The 22717-nt window shown below is 29.3% G+C and carries 19 protein-coding genes and 1 tRNA gene; 6 read left to right on the top strand and 14 right to left on the bottom strand.

The annotated features are described in order from the left end of the window. The first annotated feature begins 77 nt into the window (after positions 1–77). The 4 genes from BXQ17_RS08250 (at position 78) to BXQ17_RS08235 (ending at position 2893) form a co-directional block, all read left to right on the top strand. Positions 78–677 carry a LemA family protein gene (locus tag BXQ17_RS08250; RefSeq protein WP_077810161.1) on the top strand — a complete coding sequence of 200 codons (600 nt, stop codon included), beginning with the start codon at positions 78–80 and terminating at the stop codon, positions 675–677. 3 nt (positions 678–680) lie between these two features. Next, positions 681–1115: a TPM domain-containing protein gene (locus BXQ17_RS08245; protein WP_077810160.1), complete on the top strand. Its 435-nt coding sequence runs from the start codon at positions 681–683 to the stop codon at positions 1113–1115. Further along, the gene (locus BXQ17_RS08240) at positions 1115–1930 is read left to right on the top strand and encodes a YgcG family protein (protein ID WP_077810158.1); all 816 of its coding nucleotides are present in this window, start codon (positions 1115–1117) and stop codon (positions 1928–1930) included. Before BXQ17_RS08245 ends, BXQ17_RS08240 begins: the two co-directional genes overlap by 1 nt. Before the next feature lie 120 nt (positions 1931–2050). Next, positions 2051–2893: a hypothetical protein gene (locus BXQ17_RS08235; protein ID WP_254712351.1), complete on the top strand. Its 843-nt coding sequence runs from the start codon at positions 2051–2053 to the stop codon at positions 2891–2893. Here BXQ17_RS08235 and BXQ17_RS08230 read toward each other — a convergent pair. The 7 genes from BXQ17_RS08230 to msrB all read right to left on the bottom strand — a co-directional run bounded on the left by BXQ17_RS08230 (position 2890) and on the right by msrB (position 11263). Beyond that, positions 2890–3279 carry a DUF423 domain-containing protein gene (locus BXQ17_RS08230; RefSeq protein ID WP_077810155.1) on the bottom strand — a complete coding sequence of 130 codons (390 nt, stop codon included), beginning with the start codon at positions 3277–3279 and terminating at the stop codon, positions 2890–2892. The two genes, BXQ17_RS08235 and BXQ17_RS08230, sit on opposite strands and share 4 nt — an antisense overlap. Before the next feature lie 3 nt (positions 3280–3282). Next, positions 3283–6981, bottom strand: coding sequence for a metallophosphoesterase (locus BXQ17_RS08225; protein WP_077810154.1), 3699 nt, complete (start codon positions 6979–6981; stop codon positions 3283–3285). Between the two features lie 13 nt (positions 6982–6994). Continuing rightward, a complete protein-coding gene (locus tag BXQ17_RS08220; protein WP_077810153.1) occupies positions 6995–7588 on the bottom strand; it encodes an NTP transferase domain-containing protein in 594 nt (197 codons plus the stop codon). 5 nt (positions 7589–7593) lie between these two features. Continuing rightward, positions 7594–8613, bottom strand: a complete 1020-nt coding sequence (locus BXQ17_RS08215; protein ID WP_077810152.1) for an XdhC family protein — start codon at positions 8611–8613, stop codon at positions 7594–7596. Between the two features lie 78 nt (positions 8614–8691). Continuing rightward, complete coding sequence (locus tag BXQ17_RS08210; protein WP_077810151.1) at positions 8692–10251, bottom strand: YdiU family protein; 1560 nt, start codon at positions 10249–10251, stop codon at positions 8692–8694. A gap of 19 nt (positions 10252–10270) precedes the next feature. Continuing rightward, complete coding sequence (gene msrA / locus BXQ17_RS08205) at positions 10271–10807, bottom strand: peptide-methionine (S)-S-oxide reductase MsrA (protein ID WP_077810150.1); 537 nt, start codon at positions 10805–10807, stop codon at positions 10271–10273. A 3-nt stretch (positions 10808–10810) separates the two neighbouring features. Further along, positions 10811–11263: a peptide-methionine (R)-S-oxide reductase MsrB gene (gene msrB, locus BXQ17_RS08200; RefSeq protein WP_077810149.1), complete on the bottom strand. Its 453-nt coding sequence runs from the start codon at positions 11261–11263 to the stop codon at positions 10811–10813. A gap of 167 nt (positions 11264–11430) precedes the next feature. Here msrB and BXQ17_RS08195 point away from each other — a divergent pair, with 167 nt between their 5' ends. Beyond that, the gene (locus BXQ17_RS08195) at positions 11431–12633 is read left to right on the top strand and encodes a Pycsar system effector family protein (protein WP_077810148.1); all 1203 of its coding nucleotides are present in this window, start codon (positions 11431–11433) and stop codon (positions 12631–12633) included. Here the strand turns inward: BXQ17_RS08195 and BXQ17_RS08190 are convergent. The 4 genes from BXQ17_RS08190 to era form a co-directional block, all read right to left on the bottom strand. Continuing rightward, complete coding sequence (locus BXQ17_RS08190; protein WP_077810147.1) at positions 12630–15017, bottom strand: GAF domain-containing protein; 2388 nt, start codon at positions 15015–15017, stop codon at positions 12630–12632. The genes BXQ17_RS08195 and BXQ17_RS08190 overlap by 4 nt on opposite strands. A gap of 160 nt (positions 15018–15177) precedes the next feature. After that, positions 15178–16488 (bottom strand): ribosome biogenesis GTPase Der, encoded by a 1311-nt coding sequence (gene der / locus BXQ17_RS08185; protein ID WP_077810146.1) that lies wholly within the window; start codon positions 16486–16488, stop codon positions 15178–15180. A gap of 126 nt (positions 16489–16614) precedes the next feature. Then, positions 16615–18126 carry a choice-of-anchor I family protein gene (locus BXQ17_RS08180; protein ID WP_077810145.1) on the bottom strand — a complete coding sequence of 504 codons (1512 nt, stop codon included), beginning with the start codon at positions 18124–18126 and terminating at the stop codon, positions 16615–16617. 150 nt (positions 18127–18276) lie between these two features. Continuing rightward, positions 18277–19161, bottom strand: a complete 885-nt coding sequence (era, locus tag BXQ17_RS08175; protein WP_077810144.1) for a GTPase Era — start codon at positions 19159–19161, stop codon at positions 18277–18279. 180 nt (positions 19162–19341) lie between these two features. Between era and BXQ17_RS08170 the strand changes: the two genes are divergently transcribed. Next, positions 19342–19414 (top strand) — tRNA-Met (locus BXQ17_RS08170). Between the two features lie 441 nt (positions 19415–19855). Here BXQ17_RS08170 and BXQ17_RS08165 read toward each other — a convergent pair. The 3 genes from BXQ17_RS08165 to BXQ17_RS14640 all read right to left on the bottom strand — a co-directional run bounded on the left by BXQ17_RS08165 (position 19856) and on the right by BXQ17_RS14640 (position 22610). Further along, positions 19856–20146 (bottom strand): hypothetical protein, encoded by a 291-nt coding sequence (locus tag BXQ17_RS08165; protein ID WP_077810143.1) that lies wholly within the window; start codon positions 20144–20146, stop codon positions 19856–19858. Between the two features lie 80 nt (positions 20147–20226). Next, a complete protein-coding gene (locus BXQ17_RS08160) occupies positions 20227–21579 on the bottom strand; it encodes a TrkH family potassium uptake protein (protein ID WP_077810142.1) in 1353 nt (450 codons plus the stop codon). 464 nt (positions 21580–22043) lie between these two features. Then, positions 22044–22610 carry a hypothetical protein gene (locus tag BXQ17_RS14640; RefSeq protein WP_254712350.1) on the bottom strand — a complete coding sequence of 189 codons (567 nt, stop codon included), beginning with the start codon at positions 22608–22610 and terminating at the stop codon, positions 22044–22046. Positions 22611–22717 lie beyond the last annotated feature (107 nt).

Here is a 22717-nt window from a genome sequence, read left to right as displayed (position 1 = left end):
TTTATATTCTTAAGAATATTAGGTAAATTTGTAGAAATCGATTAAAAATCAACTAAAAAACTTAAAAAACAGAAATTATGAAAAAATGGTTAGTACCAGTAATTGTTATAGTAGTAATAGTACTTGGTGTTTATAAATGGGCTGTAGGTTTTAATAATACAGCAATAGAATTAAACGAAAGTGTTTCAGAATCTTGGGCAAATGTAGAAACGTCTTACCAAAGAAGAAACGATTTAATTGGTAACTTAGTAAACACTGTGCAAGGTGCAGCAGATTATGAAAGAGGTACATTGGTAGAGGTAATCGAAGCAAGAGCAAAAGCAACTTCTGTAAATATCGATCCATCAAACATAACACCAGAACAATTGGCGCAATTTAATAAAGTACAAGGAGGTTTAAGTGGTGCTTTAAAAAGTTTATTGGTAACTGTAGAAAGATATCCAGAGTTAAAAGCTAATGAGAACTTTTTAAAATTACAAGATGAATTGGCAAGTACAGAAAACCAAATTCTAACTGCAAGAACTCGTTTTAATGAGAAAATAAAACCTTATAACAATCACGTTAAGAAATTTCCTAATTCAATTTTAGCAGGTTGGTTTAATTTTGAAGGGAAACCATACTTTCAAGCAGAAGCAGGTGCAGAAAAACCAGTTAAAGTAGATTTTAGTAAAAAATAAAAGATGTCTAAAGTAGAAGAATTTCTTACACTAGCAGAAGAAAAAGAAATTATTTCTGCTATTAGAACTGCAGAGTCAAATACTTCTGGTGAAATACGTGTTCATATCGAAGCTACTTCAGATAAAGAACATTACAAAAGAGCGCTAGAAGTGTTTCATCTCTTAAAAATGGATAACACTAAAGATGCCAATGCTGTATTAATTTATGTGGCAGTTAAAGATCATAAATTTGTTATTTACGGCGATAAAGGTATTAATGATGTTGTGCCCAACAATTTCTGGGATACTACAAAAGATGTAATTCAAAATCAATTTAAAAAAGGAAACTTTAAGCAAGGTCTTGTAGATGGTATTTTAAAAGCTGGTTTAGAATTGCAAAGTCATTTTCCCTGGCAAACAGATGATATTAACGAATTACCTAACGAAATTTCTAAATAATCAATTTCTTGAAAGCATTTAAAAACATAAGTTTTCTTCTTTTATTTTTTGTAACTCAAATTTCATTTGGGCAATTTACCATACCAGAAATTCCAAAAGAACAAACAAGTGTTTACGATTATGTAAACTTATTAACCGCTAGCCAGAAAACGAATTTAGAAAATAAATTAGTACGTTATTCAGATTCAACATCAACACAAATTGTTGTTATTGTAATAGAGTCAACAAAAAATGAAAGTATTGGTATTTTGGCTCCTAAATGGGCTCAAAAATGGGGAATAGGTCAAGAAAAAGAAGACAACGGTATATTAATTTTACTTGCCGAAAAAGACCGTAAAATTTGGATAGCGCCAGGTTATGGTATCGAACCAATTTTAACCGCTGGTATTGTTGGTGAAATTACAAGAAATGTAATAATACCAGAGTTTAAAAGAGGAAATTTTTACGAAGGATTAGACAAAGGTTCTGATACTATCTTTCAATTACTAAACGGAGAATATAAAGGAACTCGAAAAAACAAATCGAAAGGTTTTGATCCAGGAATTTTTTTCTTCATCCTAATTGTCATCATCTTTTTTATTATAATCTCAAGAGGTAATAAAAATAATAGAGGTGGCGGCAACAGACATAGAAGAGGTTCTTTAGCCGATACAATTTTTGATACCATTATATTAAGCAATGCCGGTAGAGGTGGCGGAAGCTTTGGAGGCGGTTTTGGCGGTTCTTCTGGTGGTGGAAGTTTCGGCGGAGGCGGCTTTGGAGGCGGTTTCGGTGGCGGTGGTTTTAGTGGCGGTGGAGCAGGAGGAAGTTGGTAATTAGCTACTAAAGATTATTTTATTTATCATAATTTAGATACTTACAAAACAGAACACTTAAATTTTTTAAATAAAAATTAGGTGTTTTATTATTTTCAATAATTCTAAAAGCAAAAATAAATGAAGAAAATAGTTTCGATATTTAGTTTTTTAATTTTGATGAGTTGTCAGAATTTTGGGCAATTAAATATAATTTCAGATTTACCAAAAACTTTAAGTGAAGTTTCTGGTACAGAAATAGTGCCGAAATCTGATTTAATTTGGATGATAAATGATGGTGGAAATAAACCAACTTTGTTTGGCTTAAATGCTAAAGGAAAAATTAAAAAAGAAATTTATATTAAAGCTAAAAATCACGATTGGGAAGATTTAGCTTCGGATGAAAATGGAACTATTTACATTGGAGATTTTGGAAATAATTTAAACAAAAGAAAAAATTTATCGATTATAATAGTTGAGCAAAATGAATTGGACGAAAAAAATGCAGAGGTAGATGAAATAGAATTTGAGTATCCAGATCAAAATAAATTTCCACCAAAAAAGAAAGATCGCTACTTCGATACAGAAGCTTTTTTTTACTTTAATAAGAACTTATATATTTTAACTAAAAGTAGAGTTAAAGGTAATTATGGTAAAACTACTCTTTATAAATTACCAGCTAAAAAAGGAACTTACACAGCAGAAATAGTAGATGATTATGAAAACTGTAAAGATTTAGAATGCTGGATTACTTCTGCGGATATTTCACCTAACGGAAAAAAAGTTGCAGTTTTATCTCAAAGAAATATCTTAATATTTTCTAATTTTAAAGGAGATAAGTTTCTTTCTGGAGATGTGAAAAAGATAGATTTAACTCATCGATCTCAAAAAGAAAGTATAACTTTTAAAGACAATAACACGTTACTTATTTCAGATGAAAAGGCGCACGGTACAGGTGGCAATTTATACGAATTAAAGCTTTAAATAAAATATAGTAAACTAAATTTATAAAATATTAATGCCCAACCTAAGCATAAAAACAATCCTCCTACAGGAGTAATTGGTCCTAAGAATTTAATTTTTTTATTTTTAGCTGAAGAAATTACCAAGCCATAAATAGAAAATGAAAATAAAATTACACCAATTATAAAAGCGTAAACTATGTAATTATCTATAGTTAATTCGCTGTTTAGTTTAAATCCTAAAAAGAGTAAAACAATGGCGTGATACATTTGGTATTTTACACCTGTTTCAAAGCTTTGTAATTGTTCTTCAGATAATTTCTTTTTTAATAAATGCGCCCCAAAAGCTCCAAATATTATTGCTAATAATCCAAAAAAACTTCCAAATAAAATTGCTGTGTATATCATAATTTAAAAATCGAAACCTAAACTAAAAGTTATTCTAGAGCCTTCGTTACCATCAAAAACCCCAATACTTGTTGTTAACATATCTGCAGCATTTAAAAATAATCCGCCACCAAAAGAAGTATTCGGTTTAGAAGATGGGTTTGGTTGCACTGTTAAAGAAGTTGGAGTTCCCCACACTTTACCATAATCAAAACCAGAATAAATGCCAATATTAATAGGTAAAATAGCAGTTCTTAAATTACTTATATTATATCTAAGATCTGTTGTGTGGTAAAAAGCATTTTTACCTGTAAATCGCTCGTTTCTATAAGCTCTCATACCTTCATTACCTCCAATAGACGCTCCTTGATAAAATTGAAAATCGTTGCCAAAAATAAAATGCCCGTCTACTTTTGATGCCAATACAAGTTTACCATTCGGAATTAATTTATGCGTAATTCCTAAAGAAGTGGTAGCGTAAGAAAAATTACTTTTATTACTTAAATTACCCGTAAAGCCTATAAGAGCATTAAACTCTACACCTAAAGTAGGAAATGCAGGATTGTCTGAGTGTTGGTAATAATAACCCGCTTCTGTATTTATAAAGTTTTGAGCTTTAAACAAATCGTTACCCGCTGCATATTGTGTTTCTAAAAATCTACCAGAAGTTCTCTCAATGTCAAAACTTTGAAAACTTGCAGAAGCTGTAAATTTTGCGCCCAAATCACCTCTCCATTTTAAAAATGCACCTGCTTGTAGTTTTCTAATTTTTACTCGATTATAATCTCTATTTACAGTTCCGTTTGGTTCTAGGTTTATAGAATTGTTACCAAAGCCAAAAAAGTTAGTTGCATAATTAGGACTGTTAAATTCTGCATTAAATCCTAAGTTAAAACGGTCTAAAATATTAGCAAACTCGCCGTTATATTTTATTTCTAAACCTTGTGTTGCAAATACATAATAACCTTCTATAACGTGTTTTCTTGTAAAGGGATTTCTTTCGAAACCATTTATCAAACGTGTATTTTTAATACCTAGTTTAACTCCGTCATCTGGATTGTAACCAATTGCAGGAGAAACTAAATTACTTTTACTTCTTAATTTTTTATAATCGTATGTGTTGGTTTTATAATCGTCTGTAATTTTTTTATTGATATTCTTAGTTATAAAGGTGTTTTTTTTAGTTTTATAATCATAAACCTTAATAAACTTTTTAGTTTTTATGTCGTAAATATCGTTGTTTAGTCCTCCGATTAATTTAATTTTTATTGGGTCAATGCCAGATGGACCGCTAACAACAAACCTGTCATCATCATCTAAACCATATATCCAAATATCTTTGGTAACATCTTTTTTATATCTCCTTTTATGAAAAATATCTGCTTTTTTACCGTCTTTTATCCTATAGCCTATAATTTCTGTATCTCCGTTTACAAATCTGTTTATTTCAAACCAATCATCTTTATGAGTACCTGTTACTACTTGAAATTTATTTAAATGACTAAAATACTTATCAGATATTTTTTGTAGATTTTTTCTTCGCCCTTTTAGTTTTCTCTTGATGTCGTCTATTGCATTTCCTCTAACTTCTTTCGGAAATTTAGAAAACGCACTTTCTATAACTTCATCTGTAATCTGATTTTGAATTATTTGTACTTCTCTATCCCAATCTGCTTTGTTAGATTCTTTAATTAACCTCATATCTAAAGGATATGCAGATAAACTAAAATGAGCCGGATTTTTGATGTCCTCTTCGTAAGATCGCATCCCTTTTAAAGCAGGAATAATACTTGTAATTGTGTTCATTAAAAAACCATCACTAAAAATAGAAAAAGCCTGATCGCGATCTCGGGGTACAGGTCTGTAAATTACTTTATTATCTTTTTCAAAAGTTGCCCATCGCCATTGATCTTGATGTCTATCCCAATCTCCAATTAACATGTCAAACAAACGTGCTCTTATATAAGAACCTTCATCTAAAACATATTTTTCGTCTTTCGCTAGATTTTTTCTTAAATCGTCTGTACTGATTATTTCATCAGAAAAACCAAAGTATTTTTTATCACCATGACCGTCTGCAGTTCTTGCCTCTATCATGTACAATTCATCACCAAAACCAGCATTAAACTCTTTTAAAGTCTCTTGCTTTGGTACGTAAAATAAAATTGGTTTGGTATGATATACGTTAATTGCTTCTGCCAATTTATCAATAGTAAAAGGCGCATACGGATGCGACCCTGTAAAAACATCTAATAACAAGTCTTCTGTAAAAGTGTTGCTAAATTGCCCTTCTACATATTGATTTTTAAAAGCAACAGCTTGCAGATATTGCACAGCATTTTTTCTTAATGCTCGCATTACATATTCTTTACCGTCTTTATCTTCTAATCGTAAAGATTTAGATTGATGTCCGCCACCTTTTCTAACGGGTTTTAATCCGCCGTATAAAGTGTCTAAACTTACAGTTGGGGCCATTATTTTCTGACCAAAGTATTTACGGTATCTTTTTCCCCATAAGAAATTATAGAATTTTCCTTTATTTGTTTCTTTATCGGTGTAAATTCCCGCTTTTTTTTCTGAAACATCCATGTTAGGGAAGTCTGTAAATTCTAGAATACTATCTTTTTTAAATACATTCGCTTCAAAAACAATTTTGCGTTCTTTTGCCGTATAAAAATGAACTGTAGATGCGCCGTCTTCATAAACATCTAATCTAGCAAAACCTTGAGTTCCGTAAGAAAAAACACCACCATTTACGTTTTTGGTTGCTGTTAATTTAGAACCAGAACCGCTTACAATTTGCGGTATGTTATCTTGCACAATATATTGTATACTATGTTCATGACCAGAAATAAACATTACTTTTTCATTCTGTTGCGCTAAACTAATAATACGTTTTCTTAATAAATTGTATTTTTCATTTTGTTGATCTGTGTTTGTAACTCCAGATGTTTTTCTTAGAATATTTAAAGCAGAACCAAAAATAGGCAAAGGCTTCATATGACTTTTAAAAGAGTAATAACCACCATGCGGACCGTTCGTAAACATTGGGTGGTGTAAAGCAACAATTGTAGTTTTTCCTTGAGATTTTTTTAATAAACCTTCAAATTCTTCGAAGAATTTTTCTCTGGTTTTAATTTCACAATTATCGTTAATTCCTGGGTGATTGTCCCAGTTTGTAACAAACCAATGCGTATCTACAACAATAACATTTATGTCATCATTTATTTCAACTTTTTCTAACGGACAACCTTTTTCTGGTAAAAAAGAATTTTTTCCAAGTGCTTTTTCTACTAATTTTTCTTGTCTTTTTAAACCATCTAAACCGCTATACCAATCGTGATTACCCGGAATAAAAAATGTTCTTCCAGGAAATTTTTTACCAATATCTGTTTGAACTTTTAATCGGTGTTCTGCTAACTTATAGTTTTTAGAATTCTCTTTTGGAATTCCTCTTTGATAAACATTATCACCTAAAAATATTAATGTAGAATTTTTCTTAGCATTTTTAATTTCTTGCTCTAAATAAGAGAGTGCAGAATCTTTTTTATTTAAAGCAGAATTACCAGCATCTCCTATTAAATAAAAAGAATGTAAAACTTTAGACGAGTCTTTTTTAGAAATATAACTATGGTTTTCTGCAACTTGCATTTTAATGGTTGCACAAGCAGAAATTAATAGTGATAAGACAAGTAAAGTAAGTATTTGTTTGGTGAAGTTCATCTTACAAAAATAGCTATTTTAAAATTGAATTTTTAAAGTCTTGATAGTCTTTTTCTGTATCTATATCTAAGAAGTTAGTTTTTTGAGGCATCGAAATTACTTCGCTATTGTTGTTTAAAATTTCTTTAGCACCAATATCTCCATAAATATTTTTTAAATCTTTAAAATAATTTTTAGGAAATAAAGCAGGAACACCTAATTTGTTTCCATAATTAGAAGCAATAATTTTAGTGTTACTTTTACTGAATAACGCAATCATGTTCTTTAAATATTCTTTTTCTACAGCAGGTTGATCTCCTAAAAGTACTAAGATTCCGTCGTAATTTTGATATTGTTTTTCTATTTCAGATATTCCAAAAGAAATACTTTTGCTTAGTCCTTTTTCAAAATCTTTATTATAAAAAAAATGCACATCAGGACTAGAGATTTCTTTTAAAATAATTTCTGCATTTGCACCTAAAATACAGTAAACTGCATTTGCCTCTATAGATTTTGCTTTGGATAAAACAGTTTCAATTAGAAAATTGGAGCCAATAGTAACCAATTGTTTCGGAGTTTTCATTCTTGATGATTTTCCTGCTGCTAAAACTAAAACTGCAATTTTCATTATTTTTAATTATTAATGTTTTTTGATAATTTTTTTAATGAGAACGGTTCTTTTTTTCTAACGACAGCTAAAATTTCTGCAATAATAGAAATTGCAATTTCCTCTGGTGTAGTTGCTCCAATATGTAAACCTGCAGGCGTAAAAATAGTATCTAAAAACTCTTCTTCTAAATCTGGTACATACTCAAAAAGTTGGTTAAAAAGTTTTTCTCTTCTTTTGGGTGCACCAATTATACCAATATATTGAGGTTTATATTTACTAAGTTTTACTAAATATTTTAGATCTTGCACAAAACTATGATTCATTAATACAATGGCTGTATTTTCTTCAATAGAACTAAAAGTTATGGTTTCTGGTGTTGTGCCTTTTACGCTAAATGACCCTGGAAAGTCTAGTTGAGATTTCGAATCTTTTATAGATGTGTAAACTTCTATTTGCCAACCTAAATTAGCGGCAATTTCACAGAGTTTTACAGCATCATGTTCGCCACCAATTATTATTAATTTAAATAAAGGTTTTAATTCTTGAGAAAAAACTTTTTTATCTTTTGTTTGCTTAATATCAAAAGAATTAGAAATAGCAACTTGTTGTTGATTGTTGTAAGTAATTACAGAGCCGTAATTCCCTTTAACTTCATCTTTTGTTATAAAATAAGAATCGATTTTAATAGATTCTCGGTTTTCAATTGCATTTAAAAATAAAGTCCTAAAGTGTTTGGTTATTTGTAAAGGTTCTATCAAAATGTATAAAACACCTTCGCAACCTAATCTGTATCTGCCATCATAAGTAATTATTTTTGCTATATTATCTTTAAAAACACTTTGTGCTCTTCTAATAATTTCTTTTTCTACACAACCACCACTTACAGCACCAACAGAAGTATCATTGCTAGAAATTAACATTCGAACTCCGGGTTTTCTGTAAGAAGAACCATTTAAATCTACTACAGTTACCAATACGTTTTTAATGTTATTTTCTTGGTTTATAATTGCTTGTTTAAATATGTTTTTAAGTTCGTGTAGCATTTAAATACTTTAATATTTTAGTTTAAATATAAAGGTTTTTTACAAAATGTTTCTTAAAAAAGTAAAGGGTTGTTTCTTTTAAGAACTGCAAGACAGCATAGAACAACCAATTTTGTTATTTGCCCAATCTGGTCTTTTTGCAAACCATTTATTGTACTTTGGTTGATCTGCATATGGTTGTTTAAGTACTGTATATAGTTCGTCTATTAAACTATAGTCTTCATTATCTGCGGCATCAATTGCTAATTGCGCCATGTAATTTCGTAAAACATATTTAGGATTTACCAAATCCATATTTTCTTTTCTTTCTTCGGATGAAACTCGCTCTATTTTAAGTCTATCTGTGTATTTATTAAACCAATTATTCCAGCGTTTTTTTACATCCATAGAAATACTTTCTAAATCATAAAAAGCATCTTTAATCAAATCGATCCCTGAAATTTTATCAGAAAAATCACTTAGATTTCTAAAGAAAATGGTCATGTCAGTTTCTACTAATTGTAAATTATCTTCTAATTCTTGAATCAATTGAATGTCATCTTCATCAGAAATAAAAAGGCCCAATTTACTCTTCATCATTTTTAATGATTTCTTTTCAAAATCAATTTTATATTGTTCTAAAATAGCATTTAAAGGTGCTACTTCTTCAATTATAGGATACAAAGCATTAGCTAGTTGATATAAATTCCATAGACCAATATTTGGTTGATTACCAAAACGGTAACGTCTATTTTCTCTATCTGTAGTATTTGGCGTCCAGCTAAAATCAAAACCTTCTAACCAACCATAAGGCCCATAATCTATAGTTAAACCAAGAATAGACATGTTATCTGTATTCATAACGCCATGCACAAAACCAACTCTTTGCCAGTTTATAATCGTATCTAGAGTTCTTTTCGAAACTTCTTCGAACAGCTTAATATAGTTTTCTTTAGATGGTTTTCCTAAATAAGAAAAATGGTTATTTATGGTATAATCTACTAATCTTTTTAAATTTTTTAAATCGTTTCTTGCAGCAAAAATTTCAAAACTACCAAACCTTAAAAAAGAAGGTGAAACTCTAGCAACGATAGCTCCTTTTTCATAAGCCGCATTACCATTGTACATAATGTCTCTTAAAACGCTATCGCCAGTAACACTTAAAGAGAGTGCTCTTGTGGTTGCAATACCTAAATGATGCATTGCTTCGCTGCATAAGTACTCTCTAATAGAAGACCTAAGTACAGCCAAACCATCTGCGGTTCTAGAATATGGTGTTTCTCCAGCACCTTTTAGTTGAACTTTCCAGTTTTTATTCTGATGTTCAATTTCAAATAAATTGATTGCTCTACCGTCTCCTAATTGTCCTGCCCAATTACCAAATTGATGACCAGCATAACACATTGCAAAAGGTTTTGTATTCGGATAAATTTGATTACCCGTAACAATATCTCTAAAAAAATCTGTATTTAAATATTTTTCTAAAATACCTAGTTCTGATGCCATTTCTTTTGAAGTATGCACAACTTTTGGATTGGAAGTTTGTTTAGGATTTACATAAGAATAAGCTGCATTTTCTACTTGTCTTCTTGTGTTTTCTAAAATTTTATCCGCTGGTAGATTGTCAGTAAATTCACTTTTAATAGTAAGATTTTTCATCTAGAGATCATTGTATTTTTTATGCTAATTTGTCTGCATGTAACTGTCTTAATTTGGCAAGCTTTGGTTCTATTACAAAACTACAATAACCTTGTGTTGTATTGTTTCTATAATAATTTTGATGTTCTTCTGTAGCTTTGTAAAAAATTGGTAAAGCACTTAATTCTGTAACTATCTTATCATCATAATAAGACTGAATTTGTTTAAGAACTTCAGAAGCTAACGCTTTTTGATTGTCATCATGATAGAAAATAACCGATCTATATTGCGTACCTCTATCGGCACCTTGTCTATTTAATGTTGTAGGATCGTGTGTTGTCATAAAAATGACCAAAATATCTTGGTAAGTAATAATATCTGAATTGTAAGTAATTTGAATTACTTCTGCATGACCAGTTAATCCAGAACAAATTTCTCTATAAGTTGGTTCTCCTGGTACATTTCCGCCAGCATAACCAGAAACTACTTTTTCGACACCTTTTACTTCTTGAAACACAGCTTCTGTGCACCAAAAACAACCGCCACCAACGGTTGCAACTTGTAAGTTTGTACTCATTTTTTAAGAATTATCTTTTTCTAATTGCATAGATTCAGAATTAATACAATAGCGTAAACCGCTTGGTTCTGGTCCGTCAGGAAAAATATGGCCTAAATGTGCATCGCAAGTATTGCATAAAACTTCTACTCTTACCATACCAAAAGAAACATCTTTGTGATATTTTATAGCATTTGTTGTAATAGGTTGTGTAAAACTAGGCCACCCAGAACTCGACTCAAATTTTATTGTAGAATCAAATAGAGGTGTGTTGCAACAAACACAATTGTATTTTCCTTCTTCGTATGTAGAACATAATTCGCCTGTATGTGGTCTTTCTGTTCCTTTTAATCTTGTAATTCTATATTGTTCAGAACTTAGTATTTCTTTCCACTCTGCCTCAGATTTTTCTACACGTTTCTCTGGGGTTGGATTTTCTTTTACTGTAAAATTTATAATATCTTTCCAAGTAAGCATTTTAATCTATTTTTTTAATTATTAATTGTCTTTAGATAGACGAAAAATGTAGCAATAGCTTACAAAATTATAATTTTTGTATATGCTAAAATCAATACTTAAATTTACAACAAAAATCAATTAGAGAAAACCATTTTTAATTGTTTATTTTTGTTTAAAATTTTACCATGAGCGCATTAATTATAGAAGTAGAAAAATTTGTTTTTAGTTTTTTAAGTAAAAATATACACTCTAATTTTGTGTATCATAATCTTGCGCACACACAAAGAGTTGTAGAAAGCGTAAAAGAAATTGCAGAAAGTTTAAAATTAGATAACATTGCTCTAGAAAACTTAGTTATTGCAGCTTGGTTTCATGATATAGGTTATGTAGAGGGTTCTGATAATCATGAACAAAAAAGTATAAAAATTGCTGCAAAATTTTTAAAAGAAAATAACTTTGATGAGAAAAGAATACAAGTTGTTTCTGAAGTTATTTTAGCAACCGAAATGAACTCTGTACCTAAAAATATTTTAGAAGAAATTATTAGGGATGCAGATTGTGCACATTTAGCATCTAAAGATTTTATAGATTATACTTCTTTACTTCGAAGAGAATGGGAACTTTCTTTAGAGAAAAAATATACCAATTCTGAATGGATTAATCTTAATCTTGCGTTTTTAACACAAAAACATAGATATTATACAGATTTTGCTTTACGTAATTGGAGTGAGGGGAAAGAAAAAAATATAGCTAAACTGTTAAAGAACAAAAAGAAACTAAAAAAAGAAAATAAAAAATTTAAGCAGAAAAAAGTTGCTTTAGATTTAAAGAAAAATAAAAGTGAAGTACCCGAAAGAGGAGTAGAAACTATGTTTCGAGTTGCACTTAGAAATCATATTACTTTAAGTGATATTGCAGATACTAAGGCGAATATTTTACTTTCTGTAAATGCTATTATCGTTTCTTTGGCACTGTCCAGTTTATTGCCAAAATTAGACAATCCTTCTAATTCGCATTTGTTAATACCTACAATTATTTTTATAGCTTTTACAGTTGTTTCTATAGTTTTATCTATTATAGCTACAAGACCAAACGTAACAGAGGGTAAGTTTACAAAGCAAGATGTTGCCAATAAAAAGGTGAATTTATTGTTCTTTGGAAATTTTCACCAAATGAAATTGGACGATTTTGAGTGGGGAATTTCAGAAATGATGACCGACAGAGATTATTTATACGGCTCGCTTACAAAAGATTTATACTTTTTAGGATTGGTTTTAAATAGAAAATATAAAATATTAAGATTAACCTATACTGTTTTTATGGTAGGTATTATTGTAAGTGTTTTAGCTTTTGCAATTTCGTTTAGATATCAAACAGTTGTTGCTTAAGATTCTATTTGTCTTATTAAGTCGTTAAGAGTTATGGTTTTCTTTTCATCAAAATCTTTTTGATAAATAACCTCTACTCTTAATGCTTTTAAACCAGAAACACCTTGTAAATCTTCTAATTCTAAAAATTCAATTTTACCTAATTGTTTTCTAGATTGTAAAAAGTTTATGTATTTAATATATTCTAAAGCATCTTTATCTTGAGAATATATAATTGCAATTTTACCAGGCTGTGTAACCCTTTCTTCTGTGTTTTTAATATTTGCTTTATCTATTCTTTTCTTAATTATTTCGTATCTAATATTATAAGCACCATCAACATCAAATTGTTTTTCATCCATCCTAAACTTAATAGCCATAGGGTTACTGTGAACTAAAATTAAAGACGCAACTCTTAAGTTATGTGGCATTGTATCTACTAAAGTATATGCGATATTTTCCATTTCGCACATTGTTTGCAGTTGCCATAAACGCAAATTGTATAGATAAATGTTGTCGAAAGAATTCTTTTTTGTGATTGATTCACCAATATACATGTTAAACTCTACACCATCGGTTTTATATCTTTCAAAATAATGAGGATACATTTTTTGAGCATCCTTTTGTTTTTTATCGATGTATTTAGCTAGTTTTTCGTTGATAAGATTTACACTTTTTTCATAGTCTTTTCTTTTTTCATAAACCACATTTAAATCTTCATCTAAACGGTTCATGTAAATATCTACTTTTTTGGCTAAATTTTTATCTAATTCTTTAATATGATTAAAAACAGGGTATATTTCTCTTTGTAAAAAATCTAAAATATTAACCTCGTCACCAGCATTTAAATCTTGTTTAACATCTTTTAAAAAGGTTGATACTCGATACATCAACTCGTTGTAAATTGGTAATTTTTCCTTTTTACAAGCATCTTTTAAAACAGAAATTGCCAAAGATAATTGTGTAATTAAATCTTCTTTAATTGCTGTATTTCTTGCATCAGAAGAACCTTTAATATCACTTTGACCAAACAACGGATACACATCTTTAAACACAATTTCGTCTAACTTTGCATTGTCGTTCGTTTGAAATTCTGTGTGATATTTTTCTGCAGCTTCATAAAAACGCCATTTAACAGATTCGTGAATAGAAGTGTAGTTTTCTTGAATTGTAGCTTCTAAAACATTTTGTCTTTCTTCTGATGTTCTTTTTACCGCAGCTTCAAAAACAGGAATAATATCTTTTAATTTGTTAATATTTACCGAGTTTAAATCGTAAGCATTTGGCGACGCAATTTCTAATAATGCCAAGTCGCCACTTTCGGTAGCTTTAATTGGTATTAAAATAATACTTTGAATTCCGCCATCATATAAGTTATGATAAAAAGGATTTTTATCTGTAGCTTTACCATATTCTTCGATATCAGAAATGATAAAAGTTTCATGATTTACAAAAACCTTTTGCATTACTTCTTCGCAAAAGTAATTTGAAGAACAATTAATTTCTTCTTTATTATTTAAAATGATGCTATTCGATTTGTTTACGATAGTTTCGCACAACTTTTCGTTTAAATTGTCGAAAATAGAATAGCCTAATTTTAAATCTTTAATAGCATAAAAATCCCTTAAGTTGTTTTGAAGTTTAAAGATTAAACTATCATCACTTGCTAATAAATTTGCTTTTATAGAAGACAACATTTCTTCTGATGTAACATCAAAAAGATTGATAAGCCCAAAGCCTTTAAAAATATAACTATTTGGTGGAAATTTCTCTTTCCAAATATCTATGTTATCAAAATTATTTAATAATTCTCTGTAATCTTCTTTTGTAATTTTAGGTGCAATTTTTGTTGGTGTAATTTCAGAAAAGTCACCATTAAAAGCTGCTCTATAATATTTCATCGTACCAGAAGTTCTATCTGGAATATCAAAATAAAATGGTCTTTTTAAATCGATCTTATATCCATAAACAAAACTTAGAATAAAAGTACATGCTAAAATATACATGCTTTCGTCTTCAAAATTTCTAACAGAAAGTTCGTAATCTTCGCCAGCGTTGTCTAAAATGTTTTTAAAACGATCTGTAAATTTAAAAGAAGTAAATGAAAACGGTATACTTGCCGCTTTAATTTCATTTAAAAGTAAAGGTTCTGGAAATAAAGGGTTTAATACTAACTCTATTTCTTCTTCATATTTATCTAAAAGAGAATAATCTGAAAAACCATCATTTAATTCTGGATGCTGCTTAAACAACTTTACCATTTCTAAAGCAGAACTGTAAAACGGATGCCCTTTATAAGATTCATGCGTGTATTTTTCATAAAGATCATAAACCTTTCTAAAAGAAATGTTTAGCTGTAGCGGTAATTCTACTTCGGTTTCTATGTTAGATTTTATGATTTTCATCTTTTAAATTTAGGGTGCAAATTTACCAAATTGTGCTTATTTGGTCGTTTATAGCAACAATAACTTTCAAGGTTTTACTCTTAAAGATATAAAAAAATAGCTAAGTAGTCCTTTATAATTTATTGCTAAATTATTTTTAAGCCTTAAATAAAGTGTTTTATTATTTTTGTCTGAAATAAATTGTAATAGGTACACCAGAAAAATCATATAAATCTCTTAGTTTATTTTCTAAGAATCTTTTATAAGGATCTCTTACATACTGTGGTAAATTACAAAAGAATGCAAATTGCGGAGTAGGAGTTGGCAACTGCATGCAATACTTTATTTTTACAAATTTTCCCTTGATTGCTGGTGGCGGATAACTTTTAACAATGTCTAACATAGCATCGTTTAGTTTACTTGTAGGTATTTTAAATTTACGTTTTTCAAAAACTTCTACAGCCGTTTCTATTGCTTTAAATAAACGTTGTTTTGTTAATGCAGAAATAAATACAATTGGTACATCTGTAAATGGCTCGATTTGTTTTCTAACCATTGCTTCAAAATCTCTCATTGTATTGGTTTCTTTCTCAATTAAATCCCATTTATTAATTAAGATTACCACACCTTTTCTGTTTTTTTCTGCTAACCAGAAAATATTTTGATCTTGCCCTTCGAAACCACGAGTAGCATCTACAACTAAAACAATTACCTCAGAATATTCTATAGATCTTACAGCTCTCATTACAGAGTAAAACTCTAAATCTTCTTTAACTTTAGATTTTTTTCTAATTCCGGCAGTATCTACAAGATTAAAATCGAAACCAAATCTATTATATTTTGTATCTATAGAATCTCTAGTTGTACCTGCAATATTGGTAACTATGTTTCTGTCTTTACCAATTAAGGCATTTATAAATGACGATTTACCTGCGTTTGGTCTACCAACTACGGCAAATCTTGGTAACTCTTCTTTTTCTAAATCAACTTCTTCTGGTTCTGGCATTTTTTCTGTAATGGCGTCTAAAATGTCTCCGGTACCACTACCGTTAATAGAAGAAATTGTATGATAATCTCCTAAACCTAAGTTGTAAAACTCAACAGCATCTGCATCTCGCATTGCGTTGTCTACTTTATTAACAGTTAAGAAAATTGGTTTTTTAACTTTACGTAAAAGTTTTGCAACTTCAGCATCCATAGGTGTTATACCTTCTTCTACATCTACAACAAAAACAATAATATCTGCTTCTTCTATAGCTAAAGCTACTTGTTTTCTAATTTCTTCTTCAAAAATATCATCAGATCCAATAGTATAACCACCTGTATCTATAACAGAAAATTCTTTTCCGTTCCAGTCAGATTTTCCATAATGTCTATCACGTGTAACTCCACTTACAGAATCTACAATTGCTTCTCTTCTTTGTACAAGTCTATTAAAAAGTGTCGACTTTCCTACATTTGGTCTTCCTACAATGGCAACAATACTATTCATTTTGAATTCTAATTTTTTGCAAAGATACAATTTAAGGTTGTAAGAAAGATACTAAAAAAAGAAGTCTTTAAAAAACAAAAAACCAGCAAGTTAAATTGCTGGTTTTATTTTAATTAAAAGTAGTAATTAGTTGTTCTGATAAATAGTAACAGTTCCGCTATCTTCATTAGAAACTACTAGTAAATCTTTACCGTTTGGGCTATCTTCTGATTTTATAACTAATAATCCTTCCGGAGCTTCATCATCAGCATTAGAAAGTATTTGTAAAAACTCTGGAGCATTTGGGTTTGTAATATCATACACCATAATTTGATCGTTTCTTTCTAAACCAACAAATAAAATATAACGTTGATCGCCTATGTTTAAAACTTCTACACTTTCTGGTTCTGCACCTTTATCATCACTTCTTTTATCGTTATCATTAAATCTATCTGTAGTTAATGCTAAAGTTTGAGTTGCGATGCTGTTTCCAGAATCGTATACTAGATTACCGTTATCAGACCAAATGCTAAAAGATCTAGCACCATAACTATATAGTTCTTCAACTTTACCATCGTTATTTGCATCACCTAAAGTTGTAGTAGTTTTTAAACGACCAAGATTCATTTCATTTAAATAATCTTTATCAGCATCAAATACAGTTTCGTCTAAAGTTAAATCATCCATTCTAACTTCTTCGCTAAATCCATCGTAATCTCTTGCATCACCTTCATTTGCAGAAATAATGTATTCTACTCCGTTAATTTTAACATATACAATAGCATCTGGCATGTAAATACCTTTAACTGGCCAAGATTTTAATTCTTTTACGTCGTCTTTATCACTTGCGTCTAACGTGTTTTTTGCTAAGGAGTAATCTTTAAAACCTAAAGGATAAATGGCTTCGATTGTTTTTGTTTGTAAATTAACTTTAGCAATTCCGTTGTTTTCTTGTAAAGAAACCCAAGCAGTTTTAGAATCTTCTGAAATTGCAACATATTCTGGTTCTACATCTTTAGCTAAATCTGCATTTGGTCCAAAAACTCTAAAACCTTCACTTTCTAAAGAAGCTTCTTGTGCGTTAAAAGCAGTAAATTTTAAAGTTGTAACAGCATCGTTTTCTAGGTTGATGATACTTATACTTCCTTCTGGGTCTACTGTATAGTCATCATTTGGTTCACCCTCATTTGCAGAAACAATCATCTTTCCGTCTGGTGAAAAAGCTACCATATCTGGCAAAGAACCTACAGTATATTGTTTTAATAAAGAATTGTCTACCGTATTGTAAAGTAATATTTTTCCGGGATTTTGTTTCACGTTATCTTCTACTGCAATTGCTAATTTTCCTTCAAAAATAGCAACACTATTAGGCGCACCGTAAGCATTTAAACTTATAGAGTTTTCTTTTACAGGTGTGTCTAAATTTGAAATATTATGAATAGAAATCTCGTTTAAATCTACGTTTACAGTAAAAAGTTTTTTCGAGATTTTGTCGTAAGCTGTAATTTCTGATGCACCTTCACCACCTACTTTAATGGTTGTTTTATGAGCAAAATTAACTGATGTATCTACAGGAGTGATAACAGGATTAACATCGTCTTTACAACTAAAAGTAAAAGCTAATAAAGAGAATAAAGTAATTTTTTGTAATGTTTTCATTGTTTGATTTTTAGTTTTTGCAAAAATGAACTCGAAAACTAAAAATCGTGTTAAATGAAATATAAGTAAACATTAGATTTTACATTTATTTGTAAAATAATTGTTTACTAAGGTTGTAAAATAGTTGTCTAATGTAAATAAAATGTAATATTATTTTTGATTGTAACCAAAGCGTTTTAATTGCGTTTTATCGCTACGCCAGTTTTTATTAACCTTAACGTATAGTTCTATAAAAACCTTTTTCATAAAAAACTTTTCTAGATCTTTTCTAGCTTCTGCACCAACTCTTTTAATGGCAGAACCTTTATGACCTATAATTATTCCTTTTTGAGTTTCTCTTTCGACCATAATTACAGATCTTATTCTAACAATATTTTCTTCTTCTATAAACTCTTCTGTTTCTACTTCTACAGAATACGGAATTTCTTTCTTGTAATGAATTAAAATCTTTTCTCTAATTTTTTCATTTACAAAAAAACGTTCTGGTTTGTCGGTTAATTGGTCTTTCGGATAAAATGGTGGTCCTTCTGGTAAAAGTTCTTTAATTTTATTAAAAACGGCAGCAACATTAAACCTTTCTAATGCAGAAATTACAAAAACTTCTGCATTTGGTACTTTTTCTCGCCAGTATTTTATTTTTTCTTCGACATCTTCTTGAGATGATTTATCAATTTTGTTTAATAAAAGAATAACAGGAATTTCGCTATGGATTATCTTATTGAAGAAAGCTTCGTTTTTCAATTCTTTTTCGCCAATTTCTACCATATAGATTAAAATATCGGCATCTTCAAAAGCAGATTTCACAAAATCCATCATCGAAGATTGAAGCTCATAAGCTGGTTTTAAGATACCTGGCGTGTCAGAAAATACAATTTGATGCTCCTCATCATTTACAATACCCAAAATACGATGTCTAGTCGTTTGAGCTTTTGGAGTAATTATTGATAGTTTTTCTCCTACCAAAGCATTCATTAATGTCGATTTTCCTACGTTAGGATTTCCTATGATGTTTACAAAACCTGCTTTATGTGTCATAATGCAAAGATAAATAGATTTTATATTGGATTAGAATTTAGAGGATTAAAAAAAGATTAAAATTTTTTCGATAAAAGTTTGGTTAGTACTTTAAATATGTTGTATATTTGCAACCCGGAAATAACGTGTCGAATTTATGAGTCGAAAGTTTGAAGCTAAGTCGTTTTTCTGAAATCACAACGCGGGATAGAGCAGTAGGTAGCTCGTCGGGCTCATAACCCGAAGGTCACTGGTTCGAGTCCAGTTCCCGCTACTAGGTTAACACCAATAAAATCAACGGTTCGTGTCTCACGAACCGTTTTTTATGTCCTTAAATTTCTTACTTTTACTTGCCGTACACGAAAACGTACACGGTTTGCCTATGAAATTGAATTATTCGTACCTCAACGAAAAAGGTTTCATAGACACAGAAGAAAGACTTAGGCAGGATTTTAAGAGAAAGTTAGAATAACTTTAAAAAGAAGCAAATTTATTATTAAATCTATTTTAGTTTTCAATTAAAGTATAAAGGTGTACCTATATACTGAACTAGCGGAAATATTTAAATAATTAATAAACTTTGGGATAACTAAAAAAGTTTGGTAATTTAAAAGTGTAATGCAGATAGTTAACGAATATTAGTTTTTTATTTTCTTAGATTAAGCAACAATCTTAATTTAAGAGAACTGACCTAAGCAATTTTTTATATTACGTCTTAGCTAATGTGACGCAGTAACACGTAATGCTTAGATAAAGATTTTGCGCCATTGTTGTTAACATCTGATAATTTTTCATCAACAATACGATTTATAGAAACGTTTTGAGAATTTGAAATATAATCTAAAGATTCACCAACAGATTGAATAACTTTGATATTAGGAAACTGTTCTAAAACATTCTTAATCAGTTTTAAACATATTACAAATTTTAAAGCAATTTTATCTTTTACATTTGGGTAAACCTCTATCGTTGTATTTGGAAATTTTTTTTCATTGCTTTTTTCCAAGAAATTACATTTTTATTTTCAAAGATTAATAAAATACCCATAACCTATAAGGATTTACTGATAGAGTAAGTTTTAACTTTTTAAACAGCTAAATCATCAAGTTTAATTTTTTTAATTCCTTTACTTTTTTGTTGTAATAATGCAAAACCAAAAGTTAATACACCAACACGTCCAATAAACATCAAGATAATAATCAATATTTTTCCAATATTAGATAAGTCTCCGGTTATACCTGTACTTAAACCTACAGTTCCTAAAGCAGATGCTACTTCAAATAAGATACTTTCAAAAGAAAATTTTTCAAAGTAAGAAAGTAAAAATGAAAACAAGAAAATTAAACTGGTATATAACATAAAAGTTGATGTAGCAACATATATTCTTTCAAAAGGGATTAATCTATTTAAAAATGTAATTTTGGTTTGACCAAATAATCTACTTTTTAATATTGCTAACATTGCTGTTAAAGTTGTAATTTTCATACCACCAGCTGTTCCTGAAGGTGAGGCACCTATATACATCAGAAAAGTTATAAGTAGTAGTATAGGTAAAGAAAATTCACCAATAGCTATCGTGTTAAAACCAACTGTTGTCATTGCAGACATTGCTTGAAAAAAAGATGTCATTAGTGTACTACTTGATCCTAAAATAGATAAAGATTCTGAAGAGTAAATTAGTAAAGTACCTAATATCAGTAAAAATAAAAAGCCGTAAATAATAATTTTAGTCGTAAACGAAATTTCTTTTGATTTACCACTTATTCGATACCAAAGATCTGTAATAACAATAAAACCCAACGAACCAGAGATAGCTAATATAGAAATAATTGTATTGATAAAAGTATTGTCTTGGTAGCTTTCGAAGCCATCATTAAATAAGCCAAAACCAGCTGTACAAAATGTAGAGATACTATGAAAAATCGAAAACCAAACAGCCTTTAAATTATCCATTCCAGCATTAGTAAAGGCAAAGTAAAAAAGAATAGCTCCAATAATTTCCATCACCAAAGTAAAAATTATAACACTTTTGATGAAATCTTTAATTTGAATTGTATTAGGTAAAGTAAATTCTGTACCTATTAATTTACTGTGCCAGTGGGTTATTTTTTTTGTGGTAAATATCAAATAATATGTTGTTAATGTCATATATCCAATTCCGCCAATTTGTATCAATCCCATAATTATAAATTGGCCAAAAAAATTATAGGAATCAAAAATACTTACAGTTACAAGACCTGTAGTAGAAATAGCAGAAGTAGAAATAAATAAATTATCTAAAAAAGCGATATCAGTTTTGTGAAATAATGGAATAGACAGTAGAATAAATCCGGTTAAAGTGTACAAGAAGAAACCCCAAACTAAATTCATTTGTGGTGATTTGCTAATTTGAAGTTTTCTATACCAATTTGATAATTTCTTATATTTTTTATTTTCCATTATTAATACTCAGTTGTTTAATTAAAAATGAGATTTACTCTAACTAACATAGCATATTTATAGGCTCAAAGTTATTAAATAAAAGAAGAATAAAATGGTTATTTTATTTTTTTGTATTTCTGCAAAGTATAAAAATCTTTCGATTGTATATATTTTTATTGATTCTCAATACAATTCTGTTTTGATAAGTTTTGTATCGTTGTGCTTATTATAAATTTCTCTGATTCTGTAAATAGAGTAGGTATTTTATAATGAATTATAAAATTATAATTCTCTGTCTAATTTGTGAGTTAATTCTTAACAGGTTATTTTAACCTTCAAGAGTTGTACTTCAGTATTTAATATTAAGCTAACTCAATTTCTAAAATAGTGAGTAAAGCTAAAATTTTGCAAAGTTTTAGGGTATATAGAAAAATGAACAAAATTTAAAAAATAATAATCAACTATGTATGATGTTTGCGAAGTTATTTTTCCGTTTGCTTATTGATCCAATTCATTAATTCATCTTTATCTATTTTATTCCAAGTAGTCTGTGTATTCCGATTTTCAGATTGATTATATTCAGGCTGCAAAATAACTAATTCTGTATTTTTATTTCCTACAAGTTCTAATTCGGCTAAAAATCCAATAATATCAGTAGCATTATTTTCATATAAAGTTCTGTAATATTTTTTAAGTCTGTACTTTATTTTTGGCTCGATATAGGCTCTTATAGCATAATTTTTATAAAAATTAATATTTTCATTATTTTGATTGGAGTAACTATAAGTCGAGAAATTATGATAATTATCTTGAGCAGTTTTGGGTGTACCTTTCAGATAGGTTTCCAATATAAAATTCATAAAAGGCGGCTCCCAAAGATCAATTCGATTTATTTTAATGTCTCGTTTATGTTGTTGCCATTTTCTTATCCAATCTAATGTGAAATCACAAATAACCACACCTTTAATGTTTAACTTAAAATCCGAATCTTCTTTTTTGATAAATTCAATATATTTCATTGCTCTATGACCAACTAAACCTGCGCCCAAAAAGGAAATATTTTCATTAGGGAGATTTAATTTTTTTTAAAATTTTTTAATTAAATTATGAGTAGATTTAATAGATGATATAGAAAAATAAAAATCTAGAGGGATTT

It is taken from the genome of Polaribacter sp. BM10, assembly GCF_002005425.1.
Lineage (GTDB): Bacteria > Bacteroidota > Bacteroidia > Flavobacteriales > Flavobacteriaceae > Polaribacter > Polaribacter marinaquae.
This window is presented reverse-complemented; position numbering and strand designations above follow the sequence as displayed.

Coding starts and splice junctions, on each gene's coding strand:
- BXQ17_RS08250 (WP_077810161.1), top strand. CDS start 78: ATGAAAAAATGGTTAGTACCAGTAATTGTTATAGTAGTAATAGTACTT.
- BXQ17_RS08245 (WP_077810160.1), top strand. CDS start 681: ATGTCTAAAGTAGAAGAATTTCTTACACTAGCAGAAGAAAAAGAAATT.
- BXQ17_RS08235 (WP_254712351.1), top strand. CDS start 2,051: ATGAAGAAAATAGTTTCGATATTTAGTTTTTTAATTTTGATGAGTTGT.
- BXQ17_RS08230 (WP_077810155.1), bottom strand. CDS start 3,279: ATGATATACACAGCAATTTTATTTGGAAGTTTTTTTGGATTATTAGCA.
- BXQ17_RS08225 (WP_077810154.1), bottom strand. CDS start 6,981: ATGAACTTCACCAAACAAATACTTACTTTACTTGTCTTATCACTATTA.
- BXQ17_RS08220 (WP_077810153.1), bottom strand. CDS start 7,588: ATGAAAATTGCAGTTTTAGTTTTAGCAGCAGGAAAATCATCAAGAATG.
- BXQ17_RS08215 (WP_077810152.1), bottom strand. CDS start 8,613: ATGCTACACGAACTTAAAAACATATTTAAACAAGCAATTATAAACCAA.
- BXQ17_RS08210 (WP_077810151.1), bottom strand. CDS start 10,251: ATGAAAAATCTTACTATTAAAAGTGAATTTACTGACAATCTACCAGCG.
- msrA (WP_077810150.1), bottom strand. CDS start 10,807: ATGAGTACAAACTTACAAGTTGCAACCGTTGGTGGCGGTTGTTTTTGG.
- msrB (WP_077810149.1), bottom strand. CDS start 11,263: ATGCTTACTTGGAAAGATATTATAAATTTTACAGTAAAAGAAAATCCA.
- BXQ17_RS08195 (WP_077810148.1), top strand. CDS start 11,431: ATGAGCGCATTAATTATAGAAGTAGAAAAATTTGTTTTTAGTTTTTTA.
- BXQ17_RS08190 (WP_077810147.1), bottom strand. CDS start 15,017: ATGAAAATCATAAAATCTAACATAGAAACCGAAGTAGAATTACCGCTA.
- der (WP_077810146.1), bottom strand. CDS start 16,488: ATGAATAGTATTGTTGCCATTGTAGGAAGACCAAATGTAGGAAAGTCG.
- BXQ17_RS08180 (WP_077810145.1), bottom strand. CDS start 18,126: ATGAAAACATTACAAAAAATTACTTTATTCTCTTTATTAGCTTTTACT.
- era (WP_077810144.1), bottom strand. CDS start 19,161: ATGACACATAAAGCAGGTTTTGTAAACATCATAGGAAATCCTAACGTA.
- BXQ17_RS08160 (WP_077810142.1), bottom strand. CDS start 21,579: ATGGAAAATAAAAAATATAAGAAATTATCAAATTGGTATAGAAAACTT.